General features: G+C 64.6%; 16 protein-coding genes and 2 pseudogenes. 13 read left to right on the forward strand and 5 right to left on the reverse strand.

Features of this window, described 5'->3' with window-relative positions:
• Nucleotides 1-25: 25 nt before the first annotated feature.
• Nucleotides 26-317, reverse strand: a pseudogene (locus NKJ90_RS24640) (TetR/AcrR family transcriptional regulator); the annotation flags it as partial.
• Between NKJ90_RS24640 and NKJ90_RS24645 the strand changes: the two are divergent.
• Together NKJ90_RS24645 and NKJ90_RS24650 are read left to right on the forward strand one after the other, a co-directional pair.
• A complete protein-coding gene (locus NKJ90_RS24645) occupies nucleotides 267-1,058 on the forward strand; it encodes an SDR family NAD(P)-dependent oxidoreductase (RefSeq protein ID WP_023762106.1) in 792 nt (263 codons plus the stop codon). The pseudogene NKJ90_RS24640 and the gene NKJ90_RS24645 sit on opposite strands and share 51 nt — an antisense overlap.
• 58 nt (nucleotides 1,059-1,116) lie before the next feature.
• Nucleotides 1,117-2,211, forward strand: coding sequence for an alkene reductase (locus tag NKJ90_RS24650; RefSeq protein WP_023762107.1), 1,095 nt, complete (start codon nucleotides 1,117-1,119; stop codon nucleotides 2,209-2,211).
• Between the two features lie 52 nt (nucleotides 2,212-2,263).
• Here NKJ90_RS24650 and efp read toward each other — a convergent pair whose 3' ends face one another.
• Nucleotides 2,264-2,833 carry an elongation factor P gene (efp, locus tag NKJ90_RS24655; protein WP_023762108.1) on the reverse strand — a complete coding sequence of 190 codons (570 nt, stop codon included), beginning with the start codon at nucleotides 2,831-2,833 and terminating at the stop codon, nucleotides 2,264-2,266.
• Nucleotides 2,834-2,947: 114 nt separating this feature from the next.
• Here efp and epmA point away from each other — a divergent pair, with 114 nt between their 5' ends.
• Nucleotides 2,948-3,994: an EF-P lysine aminoacylase EpmA gene (gene epmA / locus NKJ90_RS24660; RefSeq protein ID WP_023762109.1), complete on the forward strand. Its 1,047-nt coding sequence runs from the start codon at nucleotides 2,948-2,950 to the stop codon at nucleotides 3,992-3,994.
• A gap of 27 nt (nucleotides 3,995-4,021) precedes the next feature.
• On the opposite strand, the gene NKJ90_RS24665 is transcribed toward epmA, so the two are convergent.
• Nucleotides 4,022-4,438 carry a VOC family protein gene (locus tag NKJ90_RS24665; RefSeq protein ID WP_023762110.1) on the reverse strand — a complete coding sequence of 139 codons (417 nt, stop codon included), beginning with the start codon at nucleotides 4,436-4,438 and terminating at the stop codon, nucleotides 4,022-4,024.
• Between the two features lie 167 nt (nucleotides 4,439-4,605).
• On the opposite strand from NKJ90_RS24665, the gene NKJ90_RS24670 reads away from it, so the two are divergent.
• The 6 genes from NKJ90_RS24670 (at nucleotide 4,606) to lpxK (ending at nucleotide 10,224) form a co-directional block, all read left to right on the forward strand.
• Nucleotides 4,606-5,949 carry a TldD/PmbA family protein gene (locus tag NKJ90_RS24670; RefSeq protein ID WP_352487075.1) on the forward strand — a complete coding sequence of 448 codons (1,344 nt, stop codon included), beginning with the start codon at nucleotides 4,606-4,608 and terminating at the stop codon, nucleotides 5,947-5,949.
• Nucleotides 5,936-6,739: a 3'(2'),5'-bisphosphate nucleotidase CysQ gene (locus NKJ90_RS24675; protein WP_023762113.1), complete on the forward strand. Its 804-nt coding sequence runs from the start codon at nucleotides 5,936-5,938 to the stop codon at nucleotides 6,737-6,739. Before NKJ90_RS24670 ends, NKJ90_RS24675 begins: the two co-directional genes overlap by 14 nt.
• A 102-nt stretch (nucleotides 6,740-6,841) precedes the next feature.
• A complete protein-coding gene (locus NKJ90_RS24680; RefSeq protein WP_013532345.1) occupies nucleotides 6,842-7,087 on the forward strand; it encodes a DUF4170 domain-containing protein in 246 nt (81 codons plus the stop codon).
• 5 nt (nucleotides 7,088-7,092) lie between these two features.
• Nucleotides 7,093-7,884 (forward strand): lysophospholipid acyltransferase family protein, encoded by a 792-nt coding sequence (locus NKJ90_RS24685; RefSeq protein ID WP_031261028.1) that lies wholly within the window; start codon nucleotides 7,093-7,095, stop codon nucleotides 7,882-7,884.
• Complete coding sequence (gene waaA, locus NKJ90_RS24690; protein WP_023762115.1) at nucleotides 7,881-9,197, forward strand: lipid IV(A) 3-deoxy-D-manno-octulosonic acid transferase; 1,317 nt, start codon at nucleotides 7,881-7,883, stop codon at nucleotides 9,195-9,197. The genes NKJ90_RS24685 and waaA overlap by 4 nt, the downstream gene beginning before the upstream one ends.
• Nucleotide 9,198: 1 nt before the next feature.
• Nucleotides 9,199-10,224, forward strand: a complete 1,026-nt coding sequence (gene lpxK, locus NKJ90_RS24695; protein ID WP_023762116.1) for a tetraacyldisaccharide 4'-kinase — start codon at nucleotides 9,199-9,201, stop codon at nucleotides 10,222-10,224.
• On the opposite strand, the gene NKJ90_RS24700 is transcribed toward lpxK, so the two are convergent.
• Nucleotides 10,221-10,457: a DUF2093 domain-containing protein gene (locus NKJ90_RS24700; RefSeq protein WP_031261032.1), complete on the reverse strand. Its 237-nt coding sequence runs from the start codon at nucleotides 10,455-10,457 to the stop codon at nucleotides 10,221-10,223. The two genes, lpxK and NKJ90_RS24700, sit on opposite strands and share 4 nt — an antisense overlap.
• Nucleotides 10,458-10,582: 125 nt before the next feature.
• Between NKJ90_RS24700 and NKJ90_RS24705 the strand changes: the two genes are divergently transcribed.
• Nucleotides 10,583-11,176, forward strand: a complete 594-nt coding sequence (locus NKJ90_RS24705) for a hypothetical protein (protein WP_031261033.1) — start codon at nucleotides 10,583-10,585, stop codon at nucleotides 11,174-11,176.
• Here NKJ90_RS24705 and NKJ90_RS24710 read toward each other — a convergent pair.
• Nucleotides 11,173-12,099: a LysR family transcriptional regulator gene (locus NKJ90_RS24710; protein WP_352487077.1), complete on the reverse strand. Its 927-nt coding sequence runs from the start codon at nucleotides 12,097-12,099 to the stop codon at nucleotides 11,173-11,175. The genes NKJ90_RS24705 and NKJ90_RS24710 overlap by 4 nt on opposite strands.
• Nucleotides 12,100-12,190: 91 nt before the next feature.
• Here NKJ90_RS24710 and NKJ90_RS24715 point away from each other — a divergent pair, with 91 nt between their 5' ends.
• From NKJ90_RS24715 to NKJ90_RS24725, 3 genes and pseudogenes are all read left to right on the forward strand, one after another.
• Nucleotides 12,191-13,084, forward strand: coding sequence for a DMT family transporter (locus tag NKJ90_RS24715; RefSeq protein WP_023762120.1), 894 nt, complete (start codon nucleotides 12,191-12,193; stop codon nucleotides 13,082-13,084).
• 147 nt (nucleotides 13,085-13,231) lie between these two features.
• Nucleotides 13,232-14,108: pseudogene (locus NKJ90_RS24720) on the forward strand (alpha/beta fold hydrolase).
• 58 nt (nucleotides 14,109-14,166) lie between these two features.
• On the forward strand, nucleotides 14,167-14,493 hold the full coding sequence (locus NKJ90_RS24725; RefSeq protein ID WP_023762123.1) for an antibiotic biosynthesis monooxygenase family protein: 327 nt from the start codon (nucleotides 14,167-14,169) through the stop codon (nucleotides 14,491-14,493).
• Nucleotides 14,494-14,633 lie beyond the last annotated feature (140 nt).

The raw sequence follows: 14,633 nt of genomic DNA on the forward strand, positions 1-14,633 counted from the left end.
CAAGAGCACTCCCGCCGCAGACCACCTAGCTGGCAGACACTTGGCTGATCCCGGCATCGACCCAGGCACGCGTCTGCTCAAGCACTTCATCCGACAGCGCGGGATCGTCGATCGCCCGGGCGAGGATCACTGCCCCCACCATCGCCGCAAAGCTTCCGATCGCCGCGCGGCGTCTGTCCGCCGCTTCCAGCTTCGGGAGCGCCTTGCCAATGGTCGATCTGCTATCGAAGGCCCTCTGTCATGGCTGAGCGGGCAGCCGGGGTCTGATGGCGGACAGCCGCGGCAAGACCCGCCGTCGGACAGCTGCCGGCGGCGTTGGCGCTTCCTATGCCGAACGGTTCGCCCGCCGCGGACACGACCTCGTGCTGGTTGCCCGTGACGTGGCACGAATGGAAGCACTGGGAGCCCGGCTCCGTCAGGAAACTGGCGTTGCGATCGACATCATCCAGGCTGATCTTACGCAGCCTGCCGAGCTTGCAACGGTGGAGACGAGGCTGCGCGACGACGCCCGCATCGGGATCTTTGTCAACAACGCCGGAACGGCCATCGGCGGAAGCTTCATCGAGCAGAGCACCGATGACGTCGCCCGGCTCGTTGCGCTCAACACGACCGCGCTTCTGCGACTTGCCAGCGCCATCGCCCCGCGTCTTGCGAAGGCGGGTGCAGGGTCGATCGTCAACATCGGCTCCGTAGTCGGGCTGGCGCCGGAGTTCGGCATGACGGTCTACGGCGCAACCAAAGCCTTCGTGCTGTTTCTGTCGCAGGGGCTCAGCCTCGAGCTTGAGCCGAAGGGCGTCTACGTCCAAGCCGTGCTGCCCGCCACGACGCGAACCGAGATCTGGGGCCACGTCGGCGCCGACATCAACACGCTCTCCAACGTCATGGAGGTGGACGATCTGGTTGACGCGGCGCTGGTCGGCTTTGACCGCCGCGAACCGGTGACCATCCCGCCACTTCCCGATGCCGGTCAGTGGGACGCGCTTCAGGCTGCGCGCCAGGCCATGCTTCCGAACTATCGGAACGAACATCCCGCTGAGCGGTACCGCAAGGTCGCCTGAGCACCAACGAATCCATTTGATAACGACCTCGTCGCGGCGGGGACAAACAAGGTGACCTATGACCGACAAAGCACTTTTTGAGCCTTATTCTCTCGGCTCGCTGACGCTCTCCAATCGTATCGTCATGGCGCCCCTCACGCGCAATCGCGCTGGCCCGGGCTTGGTTCCGGGCGATCTTGCCGCCGAGTATTACGGCCAGCGGGCCTCCGCCGGCCTGCTGATCTCCGAGGCCACGCAGATCTCGCGGCAGGGACAAGGTTACCAGGACACGCCCGGCATCTACTCCCAGGCTCAGATCGACGGCTGGCGCAAGGTCACGACAGCCGTGCACGCCAAGGGCGGGCGTATCTTCCTGCAGCTCTGGCATGTTGGTCGCGTCTCGCACGTCGATCTGCAGGAGAACGGCGCCGCGCCCGTGGCGCCCTCAGCAATCCGGGCCGCGACCAAGACGTTCGTGAACAACAGCTTTGTCGAGGTTTCGGAGCCCCGCGCGCTGGGGCTCGACGAGCTTGCGGGGATCGTCAACGATTTCCGGCAAGCAGCCGCGAACGCCATTGAGGCCGGTTTCGATGGCTTCGAGATTCATGGCGCCAACGGCTATCTGCTGGACCAGTTCGCCAAGGACGGTGCCAATGTCCGCACAGATGCTTATGGCGGATCGGTCGAGAACCGCGCCCGGCTGATGCTGGAGGTTGCGACTGCGGTGGTCGAGGAGATCGGCGCAGAGCGCACCGGCATCCGGATTTCGCCCGTCTCGCCCGCCAACGGCGTCTCGAGCAGCGCCCCCCAGGCGCAGTTCGACTATATCGTCGATCAACTCGACGCTTTGGGCATCGTCTATATCCATGTCGTCGAGGGCGCCACGGGCGGATCGCGCGATGTCGCGCCGTTCGACTTCGGATCGCTCCGCCGGCGCTTCAACAATACCTATGTCGCCAATAACGGCTATGACCTCGAACTCGCGGCGTCGCGGCTCGCCGAGGGCAAGGCGGACCTGTTCGCCTTCGGGCGCCCGTTCATCGCCAATCCTGACCTTGTGGAACGGCTGAAGACGCGCACGCCGCTGACGGAATTCAACTCGGCGACGCTCTATGGCGGCGGCTCCGCTGGCTATACCGACTATCCCGCGATCGCCGCCTCAAGCCGCCCATGAGCTATCGGAGGGCGGCGGCTGCGAGGCAGCCATCCCACGTGACAGGAGCCCCTCAGTCCTTGGCCCGCTCCACATAAGCCCCATCGGCCGTCATCACCACCACGCGGGTGCCCGGCGCGATGTGCGGGGGCACCAGCGTGCGCACGCCGTTGGACAGCACGGCCGGCTTGTAGGATGAGGAGGCCGTCTGTCCCTTGGTCGTCGGCTCGGTTTCGACCACTTCGAAGGTAGCGCGCTGCGGCAGCACCAATGAAATGGCAATGCCGTTGAACTGTGACAACTGCACGGCCATGCCTTCCAGAAGGTAAGGCGCCATGTCGCCGACCACGGCTTCCGACACCGCTACCTGGTCGTAGGTTTCCGGGTTCATGAAGTGAAAGCCTTCGCCGTCGCGATAGAGGAAGGTGTGCTCGCGCTCTTCGACATAGGCGCGCTCCACCTGTTCGGTGGTGCGGTAGCGCTCCGAAACCTTCACTCCGTCGCCTATGCGGCGCATGTCGAGCTGCGTCACTGGCGTGCCCTTGCCTGGATGGATGTTTTCGGCAAAGAGGATCACATAAAGCTTGCCGTCCTTTTCGACGACATTGCCTTTGCGGAGCGAACTGGCGATGACTTTCACCACGGTTTTAAATCCTGCGATAGTTGATTGGCGTTTGCCGGCTTGTGCGGCGCTGGATGGGGGCCTACCGCATCTTGGCCGCCGCCGCCAGCCCCCTTCCACCATGATCTGGGCCCCATGACCGAAGCTTCACCCTGGTGGACGCCGCATGTCCATGCCGACCGCCGCCCGCGGCTGATGCTGCGCAATGCCATCGCCGCCAGCCTGCGCGACTGGTTCGCCGCCCATGATTTCGTCGAGGTGGAAACGGCGGCCCTGCAGGTCTCGCCCGGCAACGAGGCGCATCTGGCGGCCTTCGCCACGGAAGCGATAGGGCCGGACGGCGCGCGGTCGCCGCTGTATCTCCACACCTCGCCGGAATTCGCCTGCAAGAAGCTGCTTGCCGCTGGCGAGCAGCGCATTTTCAGCTTCGGTCCCGTCTACCGCAACCGCGAGCGCGGCCCCTTGCACCATCCCGAATTCACCATGCTCGAATGGTACCGGGTGGGCGAGGCCTATGAGAGCCTGATGCAGGATTGCGCTGCCTTTCTGGCGCTTGCCGCGACAAGGGCAGGGGCGACGCGCTTTTCCTTCCGCGGCCGCGACTGCGATCCGTTCGCCGAGCCGGAGCGGCTGACGGTTGCGGATGCCTTCACCCGCCATGCCGGCATCGACCTGCTGGCCACGGTCGCCATCGACGGCAACACCGACCGCGACGCACTTTATGCCGCCTTGGTCGAGGCCGGCCTGCGCACCGCACCCGACGACAGCTGGGCCGACCTGTTCAGCCGGGTGATGGTGGAAAAGGTCGAACCGTTCCTCGGCCAGGGGCGGGCGACCATCCTGTGCGAATATCCTGTGGCCGAGGCGGCGCTGGCGCGGCCAAGCCCGATCGACCCGCGCGTTGCCGAGCGCTTCGAGCTCTATTGCTGCGGCGTCGAACTCGCCAACGGCTTTGGCGAACTGACCGATGCCGAGGAGCAGCGCCGGCGCTTTGTCATCGAGATGGATGAGAAACAGCGCATCTACGGTGAGCGCTATCCGCTGGACGAGGATTTCCTCGCCGCCCTGGCCATCATGCCGCAGGCCAGCGGGATCGCGCTCGGCTTCGACCGGCTGGCCATGCTGGCGACCGGCGCTCAGAAGATCGAGGACGTCATCTGGACGCCGGTCGCTGCGTCCTGAATCACTCGGCAGCCGTTCCTGACCTGTTCAATGCGCGAAAACCTGCTCCAACGAGCGGAAGCCCTTGAATTCCAGTGCGTTGCCCGAGGGGTCGCGGATGAATAGCGTCGCCTGTTCGCCGGGCTCGCCCTTGAAGCGGACCATCGGCCGTTCCAGCCAGTCGATATCGTCGCGCGCCTCCAGTCGCGTTGCCAGGCGCTGCCAGTCGTCCATCAGCAGCACAGCGCCGAAATGGGGGATAGGCACGGTGATGCCGTCGACCTTGCCGTCACTGAGGGCTTGTGCTGCCTGCGGCCGCAGATGCGCCGACATCTGGTGGCCGAACAGGTCGAAGTCCACCCAGGTCACCGACGAGCGGCCGACCGCGCAGCCCAGCACCTCGCCATAGAAAACGCGGGTTTCATCGAGATCACGGACAGGAAAGGCGAGATGGAAGGGCGTCATCGAAAATGCTCCGAGCAGGCTGCGGACTGGTTATGCGTCGCGGGGTTCGCGGTTTGAACCCTCAACCCTGCATTTTGATTGAAGCCTATGCCATTGCACAAGCCGGACCGGAACAATAGATGGGTGGGCAACGACCGGACGTCGGCCGCACCAGCAGGATTTCAGGCATGACCGATATATCAGACGCAGCAAAATTGACCGACCGCGTCGCGGCTCTGGTCGAGGCTGCCAAAAAGGCCGGCGCCGATGCCGCCGACGCGGTGGCAGTGCGAGGCCGCTCGACCGGTGTGTCGGTGCGTCTCGGTAAGGTCGAGGGCACCGAATCGTCCGAGAGCGAGGATGTCGCGCTACGCGTCTTTGTCGGTGGCCGGGTGGCGAGTGTCTCGGCGACGGCGGCCTCGGATCCGAAGATGCTCGCCGAGCGTGCCGTCGCGATGGCGAAAGTGTCGCCGCAGGATCCTTACCAGGGGCTCGCCGACCCGGCATTGCTCGCCAAACAGACGCGCGATCTCGACCTGTTCGATGCCACCGAAGTGTCGGCCGACCAGTTGAAGGAAGCAGCCCTTGCGACGGAAGCGGCAGCCCTTGCCGTCAAGGGCGTGACCAATTCGGCCGGCGCCAGCGCCAGTGCGGGCCTGGGCGGGCTGGTTCTGGCCACCTCGCACGGCTTCCTCGGCCACTATGTCGGCTCGCGTTTTTCGCGCTCGGCCAGCGTCATTGCCGGCGAGGGCACCGGCATGGAGCGCGACTACGAATTCTCTTCGCGCCAGCACTTTGCCGATCTGGATACACCCGAGGATATCGGCCGCAAGGCCGGCGAACGCGCGGTGCGTCGCATCGGGGCGCGCAAGGCGGCGACCGGGCCGGTCGACGTGGTGTTCGATCCGCGCGTCGCGCGCGGCATCGCCGGCCATCTTGGCGGCGCCATCAACGGCGCCTCGGTCGCGCGCAAGACCTCGTTCCTGCGCGACATGATGGGCAAGCAGGTGGCCGCATCCGCCATCACCGTCACCGACGAGCCGCTCAGGCGGCGTGGCCAGGCCTCGCGTCCATTCGACGGCGAAGGCGTCGAGGGGAAAAAGCTCTTGATGGTCGAGAAGGGCGTGCTCAATCACTGGTTCCTGTCGACATCGGCCGCGCGCGAGCTTGGCCTCGTCACCAACGGGCGCGGCGCGCGCAGCGGCTCTTCCGTCTCGCCATCCTCCACCAATCTCGCCATTGAGCCCGGCGAGCGCTCGCCGGAAGAGCTGATCAAATCGCTCAAGACCGGGTTCTATGTCACCGAGGTGTTTGGCCAGGGCGTCGACATGGTCACCGGCGAATACAGCCGTGGCGCCTCGGGCTTCTGGATCGAGAATGGTGAACTGGCCTATCCGGTCGCCGAGGTCACCATCGCCTCGAACCTGAAGACCATGTTCCTCAACATGGTGCCGGCAAGCGATCTTGACCGCAATTTCGGCACCGCCGCCCCAACGCTCCTGATCGAAGGGATGACCCTTGCCGGAGCATGACCTGACCACTGCCGGCGCCACCGAGGATTTGGAGCTGCTGCGCGATGCCGCCCGCGAGGCTGGTGTCATCGCCATGCGCTACTTCGGCAACAGCCCACAAGTCTGGATGAAGGGCGGCACATCGCCGGTCAGCGAGGCCGATCACGCCGCCGACGCCTTTCTGCACAAAACGCTGCTGGCGGCGCGGCCGGATTATGGCTGGCTGTCTGAAGAAACAGTCGACGATCCGGTTCGGCTTTCGGCACGCCGCACCTTCGTCGTTGATCCGATCGACGGCACGCGCGGGTTCCTGGAGGGCCAGCGCACCTGGTGCGTCAGCGTTGCCGTCGTCGAGCATGGCCGCTCGTTGGCCGGCGTACTGGAATGTCCGGCGATGGAGGAGACCTATTGGGCGCTGCCCGGTCAGGGCGCCTTCCGCAACGGCAAGCGGATTGCGGTGCGCAAGCTGGCGGATACGGCCGAGATTTCCGGGCTCAAGCAGTTGACCGACCTGATGCCTGCCGAATGGCAGGCGCGGCTGAAGCGGGCGCCCTACAGTCCTTCGCTCGCCTATCGACTGGCCATGATCGCCAATGGCGCGCTGGATGCCACTTTCGTCAAGCCGAACGCGCATGACTGGGACATTGCGGCCGCCGATCTCATCCTGCGCGAGGCCGGCGGCCAGTTGCTCGACCAGCATGGCCGCGCCCCGCTCTATGCCGGCGAGGTGACCCGTCACGGCGTGCTCGCCGCCGGCAGCGGCGAACTGCTGGCCGTGCTCGCCGGCGTCATCGCCGGGCTGGATGCGTGAAAGCGCTTTCCTGAACGAGATGAATTCATCAGGCTCTAAGGTTCCAAAGTCGGCGGCTTTGGTCTAGACCTGTCACAAACTCACGATATGTGAAGGACCGACATGGCCGCGGAAGACGGAAAGAAACAGCTTTTGCATCTGGTGTTCGGTGGCGAACTGAAGAAGCTTGGCGGCACCGAATTCCGCGATCTCGACGGGCTCGACATCGTCGGCATCTATCCGGACTATCAATCCGCGCACACGGCGTGGAAAGCCAAGGCGCAAGCCAGCGTGGACAATGCCCACATGCGTTATTTCGTCGTTCACCTGCATCGGCTGCTGGACCCCGACAACAAGGCTGCCGGTTGACTTCGATGGAGCATGATCTGGCGAAAGGGCCAGCGGGAGAGGCCTCGCCCACGGGCAGGGGACGCAGCCGCACGACCAAGGCCTTCTGGCGCAAGATTCGCCAACCGCTGGCGGAATCGCGGTTCGTCAAGAACGCCATCGCCAGCCTGTTCGCCCAGTTCGTCCGGTTCGTGCGCCTCACCAATCGCGTCGTCGAAGGGTCGGCGCAGTTTTCGGGCGGTGACTATACCGAGTTCGAGCCCGGCATCATCGCCCTGTGGCACGGCCAGCACCTGCTGACGCCAGCCTACTACCCCAAGCGCAAGCCATTGGTCGCCATGGTTTCGCGCAGCGCCGATGCCGAGCTCAACGCGTTGATGCTGGAGAAATTCGGCATCGAGGCTGTGCGCGGTTCAGGTGGACGTGAAAATGCCAGGCATCTCGACAAGGGCGGGGCAAGAGCCCTTATCGCCCTGAAAAAGTCGCTCGCCAGCGGCAAGAACGTCGCCATGATCGCAGACATTCCGCACGGTACACCGCGCGACGCAGGGCTTGGCATCGTTCTCCTGGCGCGCCTCTCGGGCCGGCCGCTTGTGCCAGTCGCCATCACCACCAGCCGCCGCAAGGTGCTGGAGAAGAGCTGGGACAGGACCACCATCAACCTGCCATTCGGCCGCTCGTCGATCGTCATCGGCCCACCGATCTTCGTGGCGGCTGGCGCCGACGACGCCGAAATGGAGCGCAAGCGCCAGGAAGTGACAGTCGCGCTCAATGCCGCGACCGCTGAGGCTTACCGTCTTGTGGACGCCACACGATGAGCGGTCGCTGGGCGCGAGCCATGCTGTCGGCATACCGCTTCGCGGGTGCGGCCGCTTATCCGCTGGTCGGGCCCTATGTCGCCTGGCGCACCTCGCGCGGCAAGGAAGACCGCTATCGCCGCCGCGAGCGCTATGGCGTCGCCGGCCGCCCGCGGCCCCAAGGTCCGGTGATCTGGATCCATGCTGCAAGCGTGGGTGAGACAATAGCCGTCGTGCCGCTGGTCGAAAGCATTCTCGACTACGGCGTCAACATCGTGCTGACGACCGGCACGGTCACTTCGGCGCAGGTCGCCGACGAGCGGCTCGGTGATCGCATCATCCACCAATATGTGCCGCTCGACCTCAAGCCGGCGGTCAGCCGGTTCCTCGATCACTGGCAGCCGGATCTGGCGATCATCGCCGAATCCGAGATCTGGCCGATGACCATCCTCGAGCTTGGCGCGCGCCGCGTGCCGCAGGTGCTGGTCAATGGCAGGCTGTCCGACCGTTCGTTCAGGTCGTGGAAGAAACGGGCAAACATCGCCGAGGCGTTGTTTGAGAATCTGGCTCATGTGGTGGCGCAGTCGGATGTCGATGGCGAGCGCTTCCTCGCGCTCGGCGCCAGGCCGGTCACCGTGTCGGGCAACCTCAAGGTCGATACTTCGCCGCCGCCGGTCGACGAACGGGTGCTGGCGACGCTGCGGCGGCAGATCGGCGCGCGTCCGACCTGGGCGGCGATCTCGACTCATGACGGCGAGGAGGTAGTCGCCGCGGAAGTCCACGCGACACTGCACAGGCGTCACCCTGGTCTTCTGACGATCGTCGTGCCACGTCATCCCGCCCGCGCCGAGGTGCTTGCCACGCAGATTTCCGGCATGGGCCTGAAGGTCGCGCGGCGCAGCAAGGGCGACAGGATCACTGCCGACACCGATATATTGCTCGGCGATACGATCGGCGAGATGGGGCTTTATCTCAGGCTGACGGAAATCGCGTTCGTCGGCCGCTCGCTGACCTCGGAGGGTGGCCAGAATCCGCTGGAGCCGGCCATGCTCGACACCGCGGTTCTCGCCGGCCGCAATGTGCAGAATTTTCGCGAGGCCTACCAGCGTCTGCTCGACAGCGGCGGCGCCAAGCTGGTGCGCGATCGCGACATGCTGGCCGGCGCCGTCAATTTCCTCCTGACCAACGAAGTGGCGCGCCACGAAATGATGGCGGCGGGCGTTGCGACCGTCGATGAGATGCGCGGTGCGCTGGCGCGCACGCTGAAATCCCTTGAGCCTTACATCCAGCCGCTGGTCATCAAATCGCGCCTGAAGGGCGCTAACGGGCGCTAACGTGGCTTCCGAAGCACCACCATTCTGGTGGGAAGAGCCGGACTGGCGGGTCCTGGCACTGTCGCCGCTGTCGGCCATCTATGCGCTTGCCGCCGGTCGGGGCATGCGGCGGGCCAAGCGTGAGAAAATCGAGGCACCGGTTCTGTGCGTCGGCAATTTCACTGTTGGCGGTACCGGCAAGACACCGGTGGCCATCGCGCTCGCCCAACAGGCCAAACGCATGCATCTGAAACCCGGCTTCCTGTCGCGCGGCCATGGCGGCTCCTTCGCCGAGCCGCATGTCGTCGATGTCAATCACGACAGCGCCAGGCATGTCGGCGACGAGCCGCTGCTCTTGGCCGAACACGCGCCAGTGGCGGTGACGCCGAACCGCGCCGCCGGCGCCCGGCTGCTGCTGGAAAAGCATGGCTGCGATTTCTTGATCATGGACGATGGCTTCCAGAGCGCGCGCATCCATATCGACTACGCGCTGGTCGTCGTCGACGCGCGCTACGGGATTGGCAATGGCCGTGTCATTCCGGGCGGTCCGCTCCGGGCCAAAATCGTCGACCAACTGGTCTTCACCAGCGGGCTGTTGAAGATGGGCGAGGGCACCGCCGCTGACGCCGTGGTACGCCAGGCGGCGCGCGCCGGCCGGGCGATCTTCGAAGCCCATACCGAACCAACCGGCAAGGCAGGGCTTGCCGGAAAGCGGCTCCTGGCCTTCGCCGGCATCGGCCACCCCGAGAAATTCTTCGACACGGTGCGCAATGCCGGCGGCGAGCTGGCGTTGACTCGGCCGTTTCCGGACCATCATTTCTATGGCGAGGATGAACTTGCCGAACTGGCGGCGACCGCACGCGCCGAGGGGCTTGGCCTCATCACCACCGCCAAAGACGCCGCGCGGCTGCGGCACGGCGCCTCACAGGACTTTCTCGACCGGCTCGAAGTGCTGGAGATCGACACCGTTTTCGAACTCGATCACGTGCCCGCGCGCATCATCGATGAAACGCTCGATGCCTGGCGCCAGCGTAAGATGAGGGGCTAACCGCGCTTTCGAAGCTCCGGATGCACCTCGATTTCGCGGCGCAGGGATGCAGTTGCGCTGACATAGGGCTCTTGCCTGGCGACGCTCCAGTATTTCAACTCATCGAGCGGAATGCTTTCGCCGGTCACCGCGCAGCGCACGAATGCGCCGGGGCTGGTAACCTGGAAATCGCCATCGAGATAGCGGATGCGGGCTTCCTTGCTGCCGCCGGGGCCTTCGAAACGGTTCATGATGCAGGGACGCCGAGGTTCATGGGGATTTCATCGCCATAAATTTCCGGCGAGGTCAAGCATGTGACAAGCCTGAGACAATGCTGAGCCCCTAATGTTGGAAAGAAAAACGCTGTTGACAGGGCGCTATGGATATTTCCTCTGCTCGTCTTGCCGCCTTGCTTCGGGAAGCAATAACGCCGCAGGCCGTGCCGTCGGCGAGGGCCAATCCGGTAAAAGCCGCCCTCGTTAAGGCGCTTGTGGCGCCGCCGGCGCCATCCGGCGCGCCCGTGCGTCCGGCAGCGACACCGTCACTGCCTATGCTGATATTGCCGGCAACAACGGCGAGAGCCCAGCAGACAGCATCGGCGGAGATGTTGCAGGCCTACCTGGCGCTCGCGGAGCCGGACGGCGAAACGACCGGGGTTGCCGCAGCGACTGCGGCGAGGACATCGGCCGACGGCGACAGACGACGTGGCCTGGCGCCGCCGCCGGCAAGGATCGATGAGGAAGCCGCCGCAAAGCCCACGGCACTGCCATGGCTTGCGCTCCTCTCACCTGAGGTTCCGGCCCTGCGCCGCGCGACGGTGGCCAAGGCGGTTGCAGGACGAGGGCGGGCGGCTTCCCGGTCGAACGACGTGGCGCAACCCGAAAGCAGGCAGATGAGCGTCGGGCTAACGTCGTTGGCTGCCGGGCTGTTGGTCGCGGCGATCGTCGGGTTCGTCCTTCTGGTGCTACGCTAACCCTCAGCATCGATGAAGGCTTCCATCTTTTCCGGCGGCAGTCCTGCCTGCACCGCGATACGGCGCGCCAGTTCCGCCGCGGCGGCCCGTGGCCGTCCCATCGGCCGGTCGAGCCAGTAGGATACCGGATTGAGGGCGGTGCGCTCGTCGACGGGAGTGATGCGGCCCGACTCCAACTGATGCCCGGTCAGCGGCGGACGCGCCAGCGCGATGCCGAGCCCATAGGCGGCGGCGTCGAGCACCAGATTGTAGTCCTCGAAGCGACGGTCCTGCGGGCGCGGGCGGTAGTCCATGCCTTGCGCGGCGAACCAGGCGCGCCAGGCCGACGCATCGGAATCGTTGATCAGCGGAAACTTGAGCAGCCGGGCAGGGTCGCCGCGACCGATCTCGCGGGCTAGCTCGGGCGAGGCGATGGGGAAGACATGTTCCTCGAAGAGCTGCACCGAGACGCGGCCTGGAATGCCGCCGCGGCCGCAGCGGATCGAGAGGTCAATGCCTTCGTCGGCAAGGTCGGCCTGACGTATATCGACATCCAGCACGATGCGCAGCTTGGAGGGATCGTTCTCCAGCGCTGCCATGCGCGGCATCAGCCACAGCCCGCTGACCGAGGGGATCGAGGTCAGACGCACCACGGCAGTGCCGCGCGGTTCGACCCAGCGGTCGGAATGGCTGGAAATCAGCGCGAAAGCTTCGGCTGTGCGCAGATGCAGCCGGTTGCCCTCGATGGTCAGCGAAACGCCGCGCGCGCCACGATCGAAGACTTTCAGTCCCAGCCAGTCTTCGAGCTTGGCGATCTGCCTGCTGACGGCGCCGTGGGTGATGTTGAGCTTTTCGGCCGCCGCCGAAAAGCTCCCTGTTCGCGCCGCCGCGTCGAAGGCGCGCAGCGTTTCGAGCGGCACCATTGTGTCTGAGCTGTGATCCATAGTCACAGGTGATCCTCGATTTGGTCGTTTGTCAACCGGCCCGAAAAGGCGTTTTCTGCCTTTCAGGACCGAAGAACACGAGGACGGTGAGATGGGTGCAATCACGGGCACGTTGAATTCGACACAGCGGGTGGACACCACGGCAGCCATTGCGGTGGCGCTGACGGTGGTTGGCTGGGCGTCAGCCTTTCCGGCGATCCGTGCCGGTCTTGCCGCCTTCGGGCCGCTGGAACTCGGCGCCCTGCGCTTTTCCATCGCCGCGGTGCCGGCGGCGATCTTCCTCGCGGTCAAGCGGCCGGCGCTGCCCAGGCTCGACGAAGTGTGGCGCCTCGTCTTCGGCGGCGCCATCTTCGTCGCACTCTACACCGTCATGCTCAATTTCGGCGAACTGACCGTTTCGGCAGGTGCCGCTGGCTTCATCATCAATGTCAGCCCGATCTTCACCGCCATCATGGCGATGGCGTTGCTTGGCGAGCGCTTCTCGGGCATGGCCTGGTTCGGCACGATGATTTCCTTCGCCGGCATTGGCATCATCGCCACGGCAGACGGGCAGGGACTGCATTTCAACGCCGGTGCCCTGCTGGTACTTGGCTCGGCCTTATGCTCGGCCGTCAACACCATCGTCCAGAAGCCGCTGTTTGCCCGCCATCATCCGTTGACCATTTCGGCTTCGAACATGGTGCTCGGCGCACTCTGCCTGTCGCCCTTCCTGCCGTCAGCCTTTTCGCAGGCGGCGCTTGCTGACACCGCAGGCCTTGGCGCTGTGATCTTTCTCGGCATCGTCCCCAGCCTGATCGCCTATGCCGCCTGGGCGACCGCACTGTCGCGTCTGCCCGCGGCACGCGCCTCGAACTTCCTTTACCTGGTTTCGCCCATGTCTGCTCTGATCGGCTTCTTCTGGCTGGGCGAAGTGCCGACGCTGCTCGGCATCCTGGGCGGCGCGCTGGCGCTTGGCGGCGTCATCGTGGTGAATTTGAAGAGATGAATGCTGGAGTTGTCCGACTCCAAAGAAATGCTGAAGCCCGACCCTCCGACGTCTACCTGATCGGCCAGTGTCCCTTGCGCTCCGATAAATCCCGGAACGAACCCCGGCTAGACGCGTTTTGCCGGTGTTTATTCGACGGAGGCCCGAATGGTGGGTGCAACGACGCACCGGCGCATGCAACTGGATGATCTATCCATTTTCTACCGCGAGGCAGGGCCACCCGAAGCACCTGTCTTGCTCTTGCCGCACGGCTATCCCTGTTCCTCATACCAATTCCGCCAATTGATGCCCGCGCTCGCCGACCGCTGGCGGACGATTGCATTCGACTGGCCGGGCTTCGGGTACAGCGGCACACCCGATCTGACCGCCTTCGGCTATGATTTTGACGCCTATGCCGACGTGCTTGCCAAACTTGTTGATGCATTCGGTCTCAAGCGCTACGCCTTGTGGCTGCATGATTATGGCTCGCAGATAGGACTCCGGCACGCGATCTCGCATCCGGATCGGGTCACCGCGCTCATCATCCAGAACGGTGATATCTACGAGGACGTCCTCGGTCCCAAATACGCCGTGATCAAAGCTTGGTGGGCCGACAAGACGCCCGACAAGCACCGCCCACTCGAGGCGGCGGTGAGCGAGGACGGGTTTCGCGCCGAGTTCATCGGCGAAGTGGCGGACGACGTCGCCATGCGCGTGCCGCCCGATCTGTGGAAACTTCACTGGCCATTGATGGACACACCCGTCCGTCGACAGGTCGCCGTCGATTTAATGGAGAAACTGGAGGCCAACCTTGCCTGGTTCCCGCGATATCAAGCCTATCTGCGCGCCTATCATCCGCCGACGCTGATCGTCTGGGGGCCAGAGGACGGCTATATGCCGGCAGCGTCCGCCCGGGCCTATCATCGCGATCTGCCCGATGCGGAACTGTTATTTGATCGATCGCGCGGGCCACTGGCTGCTGGAGACACATTTCGACGATGCCCTGCCACTGATTCGCGAGTTTTTGGCACGTGTCCACGCCTGATCGTCGCTCAAGGTTGGGGTTCGCAGTGCCCGTGCCCGTCTGTGCGAAGGAGTTTATCATGCCGACTAAGCCGACAATCGCGCGCATTTGGCGCGGTCGCACACGCCGCGAGGTTGCCGACGCCTATGAGTCATACATTCGCGCCGAGGGTATTCCACCCCTCGAGAAGACCGCGCTCGGCGTCCAATTGTTGCGCGAGGACCGCGGCGAGGAGACGTGGTTCACGACCATCTCCTATTGGGCCGATATGCAAGCGATGACCGCCTTCACCAAAGGCGAACCGACCAAAGTCCACCATTTGGACCGCGATGCCGAGTTCCTGATAGAATTGCCCAAGCGGATCGATGTCCATCGGATACTCGTCGATAGGCAGGGACTGCGCTGACGGCCACGTGGTCATTCGCAACCTCACCTTTCTTCGCGGTGATGTCGCTGATGTGGGGGCTGACCTGGACGGCGATCAAGTTCGGTCTCAATGACTTACCCCCCACTTCTGTTGGCGGCGATGCGCTACCTGCTGGCTGC

The organism is Mesorhizobium sp. M0051 (assembly GCF_040323235.1).
Classification (GTDB): Bacteria; Pseudomonadota; Alphaproteobacteria; order Rhizobiales; family Rhizobiaceae; genus Mesorhizobium.